The sequence below is a fragment of the Variovorax sp. 20P10.2.4 genome (assembly GCF_058244205.1).
The window spans coordinates 1-5,121 of record NZ_JBZAYE010000531.1 but is presented as its reverse complement, the minus strand read 5'-3'; the positions used below and the strand labels follow the sequence as shown (position 1 = coordinate 5,121).

Annotated in this window: 6 protein-coding genes and 1 pseudogene; all 7 read right to left on the bottom strand. The window is 70.3% G+C overall.

Annotation, left to right across the window (positions count from 1 at the left end; genetic code table 11):
- On the bottom strand, positions 1 to 595 hold a 595-nt coding region (locus tag AC27VN_RS32210; protein WP_490879189.1), incomplete at its 3' end, for a CobW family GTP-binding protein.
- Entirely contained in the window at positions 592 to 879 is a 288-nt protein-coding gene (locus AC27VN_RS32205) for a hypothetical protein (protein WP_490879190.1), read from the bottom strand. The genes AC27VN_RS32205 and AC27VN_RS32210, both read right to left, overlap by 4 nt.
- A 22-nt stretch (positions 880 to 901) precedes the next feature.
- Entirely contained in the window at positions 902 to 1,657 is a 756-nt protein-coding gene (locus tag AC27VN_RS32200) for an SDR family NAD(P)-dependent oxidoreductase (RefSeq protein WP_208510696.1), read from the bottom strand.
- Between the two features lie 16 nt (positions 1,658 to 1,673).
- Positions 1,674 to 2,453: an SDR family NAD(P)-dependent oxidoreductase gene (locus tag AC27VN_RS32195; protein ID WP_490879188.1), complete on the bottom strand. Its 780-nt coding sequence runs from the start codon at positions 2,451 to 2,453 to the stop codon at positions 1,674 to 1,676.
- Positions 2,454 to 2,465: 12 nt separating this feature from the next.
- Positions 2,466 to 3,881 carry an MFS transporter gene (locus AC27VN_RS32190; protein ID WP_490879187.1) on the bottom strand — a complete coding sequence of 472 codons (1,416 nt, stop codon included), beginning with the start codon at positions 3,879 to 3,881 and terminating at the stop codon, positions 2,466 to 2,468.
- 38 nt (positions 3,882 to 3,919) lie between these two features.
- Positions 3,920 to 4,798, bottom strand: a complete 879-nt coding sequence (locus AC27VN_RS32185) for a polysaccharide deacetylase family protein (protein ID WP_093346852.1) — start codon at positions 4,796 to 4,798, stop codon at positions 3,920 to 3,922.
- A 1-nt stretch (position 4,799) separates the two neighbouring features.
- Positions 4,800 to 5,121 (bottom strand): annotated as a pseudogene (locus AC27VN_RS32180) (amidase); the annotation flags it as partial.

Here is a 5,121-nt window from a genome sequence, read left to right as displayed (position 1 = left end):
CGGACGCCGCCGAAGGCGCGTCCAGTTGGCGGGCCACGGGGTTGAGTTCCGCCAGCAGCGCCCGCAGCCGCGTCGCCTGCTCGGGCGCCACCAGGTCGGTCTTGCTGAGCCACAGCGTGTCGGCCGCTGCGACCTGCGCGATCCATTCGGGGTGCCGCGCCTGCTGGCGCTCGGCATGCAGGGCATCGACCACCGTGGCGACGAAGGCCGGCCGGAAGTGATGGCGAAGCTGCGCATCGCCCAGCAGCGTGCCCAGCACCGGCCCCGGCGTGGCCAGGCCCGTGGTCTCGATCAGCACGCGGCGGAACGCCGGCAGTTCCCCGCGCTGGCGGCGCGACAGCAGGCGCATCAGCGCCTCCTTGAGTTCGCCGCGGATCGAGCAGCAGATGCAGCCGTTGTCGAGCAGCACGGTGTCGGCGTCGATCGCGCCGACCAGCAGGTGGTCGAGGCCGACGTCGCCGAACTCGTTGATGAGCACGGCCGTGTCGCCCGCGGCGCTGCCCTGCAGCCAGCGCCGCAGCAAGGTGGTCTTGCCGCTGCCGAGGAAGCCGGTCAGGATGCCGACGGGCAGGACCTCGAAGGCGATGTCCGTCATGGCGCGTCGTCCTGCGCGGGCCACGGCATCGCCAGCGGATCGATGGTGCGGCCCAGCAACTGCTCGGCCGCGCTCCACAGCGCGCTGAAGTCGGGCACCAGCACGCTCGCGCCGGTCGGGCCCTGCAGCAGGTAGGACTGCCCATGGAAGTCCTGCAGCTCGAGCCGGAACAGCCGCAGCAGGCGGTTGGCCCGCGCCACCTGGAGCAGCCGCAGGCGCCGTCCCTGCACCGAACCGGCCGCCGCATGGCTCCAGTGCGCCGTCCCTTGCAGCAAGCCGCACATCCCGCACATGGTCCACCGCCTTTCAGGGCATCACGTCGCCGGAATTGGGCCCGAGCGTCTGGCCCACGTAGAGATTGCCGCCGGGATCGGAGGCCAGCAGCACGGCGGTGGGCGCCACCTCTTCCACGCGGCCGAAGCGGCCCAGCGGCAGGCTGGCTTCCTTGGCCCGCTTCCAGTCGGCGCTGATGCCGTCGACCAGCGGCGTGGCGATCGGGCCGGGCGCGATGGCGTTGACCAGCACGTTGGCCGGCGCCATCTCGAGCGCCAGCGACTTGGTGAAGCCGATCACGCCGGCCTTGGCGGCCGCGTAGTGGCACAGCTCGACGCCGCCCTTGATGCCGAGCTGCGAGGCCACGTTGATCACGCGCCCCCAGCGCTGCGCCGCCATGTGCACAACGGCGCGGCGCGCGCAGAGGAACACGCTGCGCAGGTCGACGCGCAGCATGTCGTCCCACATGGCGGTCGGCATGTCGGCGCAGCGCGACTGGGTCAGCATGCCGGCGTTGTTGACCAGGATGTCGATGCCGCCGAAGGCCGCCACGCAGGCATCGATGGCCGCGTTGGCCACCGCCTCGTCGCCGATGTCGCCGACGGCGGTCTCGACGCGGCCACCGGCTTCGCGGCAGCGGCGCGCGGTGTCGTCCACCCGCGCGCGATCGATGTCGGCCAGCAGCAGGTCGGCGCCGGCGCGCGCATAGGCCAGCGCGATGGCGGCGCCGATGCCGCTGCCGGCGCCGGTCACGACGGCGCGCCGCCCGTTGAGGAGTCTGTCGTTCATGGGTGCTCCTGCCGGTTCAACCGGGCCAGCGCACGGTGAGGCCGCCATCGGCGATCACCGACTGGCCCGTGATGTACGACGCGTCGTCGCCGGTCAGGAAGCGGATCAGCGTCGCGATCTCGCGCGCCCTGCCGACCCGGCCGAGCGGAATGCCGGCGGCCGCCTGCCGCAGTCCCTCGGGACCGAGCGAATTGACCGGGTCGAGCGATTGCGGCGTCTCGATCAGTCCGGGAATCACGCAGTTGCAGCGGATGCCGCGCGGCGCAAGCTCCATCGCCACGGCACGGCACAGGCCGGGCACGCCGGCCTTCGCGGCCGAGTAGTGGGCATGGTTCTCCCACCCGTACACGCCGCCGGCGATCGACGACACCGCGACCATCGCGCCGCCCTCGCCCATGTGGCGCGCCGCGGCGCGGAAGGTGCGCATCACGCCGCTGAGGTCGACGTTGATCACGTCCATCCATTGCGCATCGCTCATGGCGGTGAGCGCCGCCTGGCGCAGCAGGCCGGCGTTCGCGACCGCATGGTCGAGGCGGCCGAAACGCTCGACGGCGGTCTGCGCGAAGCGCTCGACCTGGTCGGCATCGCCGACGTCGACGGGCACCATGACGCAGCGGCCGCCGGCGTCGCTCACCAGCCGCTCGGTCTGCGCCGGGTCGTGCGGATCGCCCGGGAAATAGCCGCCCACGACCGCGACATCGGTCTGCGCATAGGCCAGCGCCAGCGCCTGGCCGATGCCGCTCGCTGCGCCGGTGATCAATGCCACGCGGCCCGCACTTGCTTTCGATGAAGTCATCGGATTGCTCCTTCAGCGCACCGACTTCGGGTCGACGTGCGGCACCAGCAGCATCACGATGCCGGAGATCGTGCAGGGAATCGCGCCCCAGAAGACCGCGGCCTGCACCCAATCGGCGCCGTGCGACAGCGTGTAGGTCACGCCGAAGCCGGCCGCGATGGCACCCACCTGCCCCATCGCGTTGACGAAGGAGCTGGCTGTGGCGCGGATGTGGCTCGGGAAGCTCTCGCCGACCAGGAACAGCACCGCGGCATAGGGGCCGATCAGGAAGAACAGGCCGAGCGAGTACAGCGGCACGATGCGCCAGAAGTCGCCCTGCGGCGCCTGCAGCATCAGGTAGAACGCGAGCCCGCCCAGCACCCAGCCGATGGCAACCGCGTTGCGCCGGCCGATGCGGTCGCCGAGCCAGCCGTGGAACATGTAGCCGAGGAAGCCGGCCAGGTTCGAGACGATCAGCACCTGCAGCGCATTGGAGAAATCCACGCCCTTGCCGGGCGTGCCGCCCGAGCCGCCGAGCACCGAGGTGCCCAGCACGGCGAAGATCACGATGGCGAACCAGTTGAGGAAGAAGCTCAGGGCCAGCGACAGCGTGGGCCGCAGCGACGCGCCCTTGAACATGGCGGAGATGCCGGTGTGATGCCGTGCCGACAGGTCGATGCCCTGTGCCTGCGCGAGCCGCTGCGCATCGGCGGCCCGGCCTTCGCGCTGCAGCCGCGCGATGCGCTGGCCGGTGATGAACTGCGGCGTCTCGACCAGCCGGCGGCCGAGGATCGCGATCACGATGGCGGGGAACATGGCGAACACGAAGGACAGCGCCCAGCCGCCGCCTTCGCCGAACCAGCGTTCGCCCAGCGGATAGAGCGCCGCGACTAGCGCCGCGGTGAGCACCGCGCCCACCGGCCAGCCGCCCTGCACCAGCGAGTAGATGAAGCCGCGCCGCCTGGTGGCGGCCGGATCGGTGTGCACCAGCGAGAACAGTTCGCTGAGGTAGGTGGCGTTGATGCTCTGCTCGGCATAGCCGAGCCCGGCCAGCGAGCGCACCAGGATCAGCAGCACGAAGCCCACCCCGGCCGACAGGCCGATCACCCAGCCCGCGAAGGCCGTCAGCCCCGAGCACAGGGCCGCGCCCGCGACCGCGATGATGATGCCCTTGCGCCGGCCCAGCCGGTCGGCGATCGGCCCGATGCCGAAGGCCACGATGACCGTGCCGAGCGTGACCCAGGTGTTGAGGTTGGTCTGCTGGTCGGCGGTCCACTTGAAGTGGTCGCCGAGCCGGGGCAGCAGGGTGCCGAACAGGATGAAGTCGTAGACGGCGAACACCCAGGCGAAGAAGCACACCCAGGTGGCGTAGTTCACCTGCTTCTTCGTCACGGTCGGCGGCGTCCAGGCGGCGTCGGCCGCGGCTTGGGGAGGGATCGAGGCGGTCATGGTCGTTCTCTGTGGAAGGGGCGGTGCAATGCCGGGGCCTAGCCGCGCGGATGGCGACGCAGGAAGTCGTCCGCGATCTGGTCGCAGGTCATGAAGCGCACGCCGGCGTGGGACTGGAAGTGCTCGATCAGCCGCTCGAGCATCAGCAGCACCTGGGGCCGGCCCGAGACGTCCGGATGGATCGTGATCGGGAACACCGCGTAGTCGTGCTCGCGGTAGACCCAGTCGAACTGGTCGCGCCACATCTGCTCGATGTCGCGCGGATTCACGAAGCCATGGCTGTTGGGCGCCTTCTTGATGAACATCATCGGCGGCAGGTCGTCCAGGTACCAGTTGGCCGGGATCTCGACCAGCGAGGTCTCGGTGCCGCGCTCGAGCGGCTTCATCCAGCTGTCCGGATGCTTGCTGTAGTCGATCCGGGTCCACCGGTCGCCGACGCGGACGTAGTACGGGTGGAAGTCGTTGTGCATCAGGCTGTGGTCGTACTTGATGCCCTTCTTGATCAGCAGCTCGTTGGTGACCGGGCTGAACTCCCACCACGGCGCGACATAGCCGGTCGGCGCCCGGCCCGCGAGGCGCGTGATGACGTCGATGCTGCGGTCGAGCACGGCCTCTTCCTGCTCGGGCGTCATCGCGATCGGGTTCTCGTGGCTGTAGCCGTGGATGCCCAGCTCGTGGCCCGCGTCGACCACGGCCTTCATCTGGTCCGGAAAGGTCTCGGCCGAGTGCCCGGGCACGAACCAGGTGGTGGTCAGGCCGTATTTCCTGAACAGCTTCAGCAGCCGCGGCGATCCCACCTCGCCCGCGAACATGCCGCGCGAGATGTCGTCCGGCGAGTCCTCGCCGCCGTACGAACCGAGCCAGCCGCCGACGGCGTCCACGTCGACGCCGAAGGTGATGAAGATTTCCTTGGTCATGTCATTGCTCCTTGAAGTGGGGTGAAGAAAACAGGTGCTCGAGGGAAAGGGCGATCTGCAGCAGCCGTACGTCCTCGCCGCGCGGGCGCATCAGCTGCAGGCCGGTGGGCAGGACATCGGTGCTGCCGTCGGGCGCGGCCACGCGCTCGACGCCGCTGGGCATCGCGACGGCGGGCGTGTCGAGGAAGCTGCCGGGCATCGTGAGGCGCAGCGTCGCGAGGTTGATGCGCGCGAAGAGCTCGTCGTCGGCCTCCAGCGGCTGCAACAGCGGCGCGGTGTGCGCGGTGGCGGGCAGCACCAGGGTCGCGCCCTCGAGATCGCGC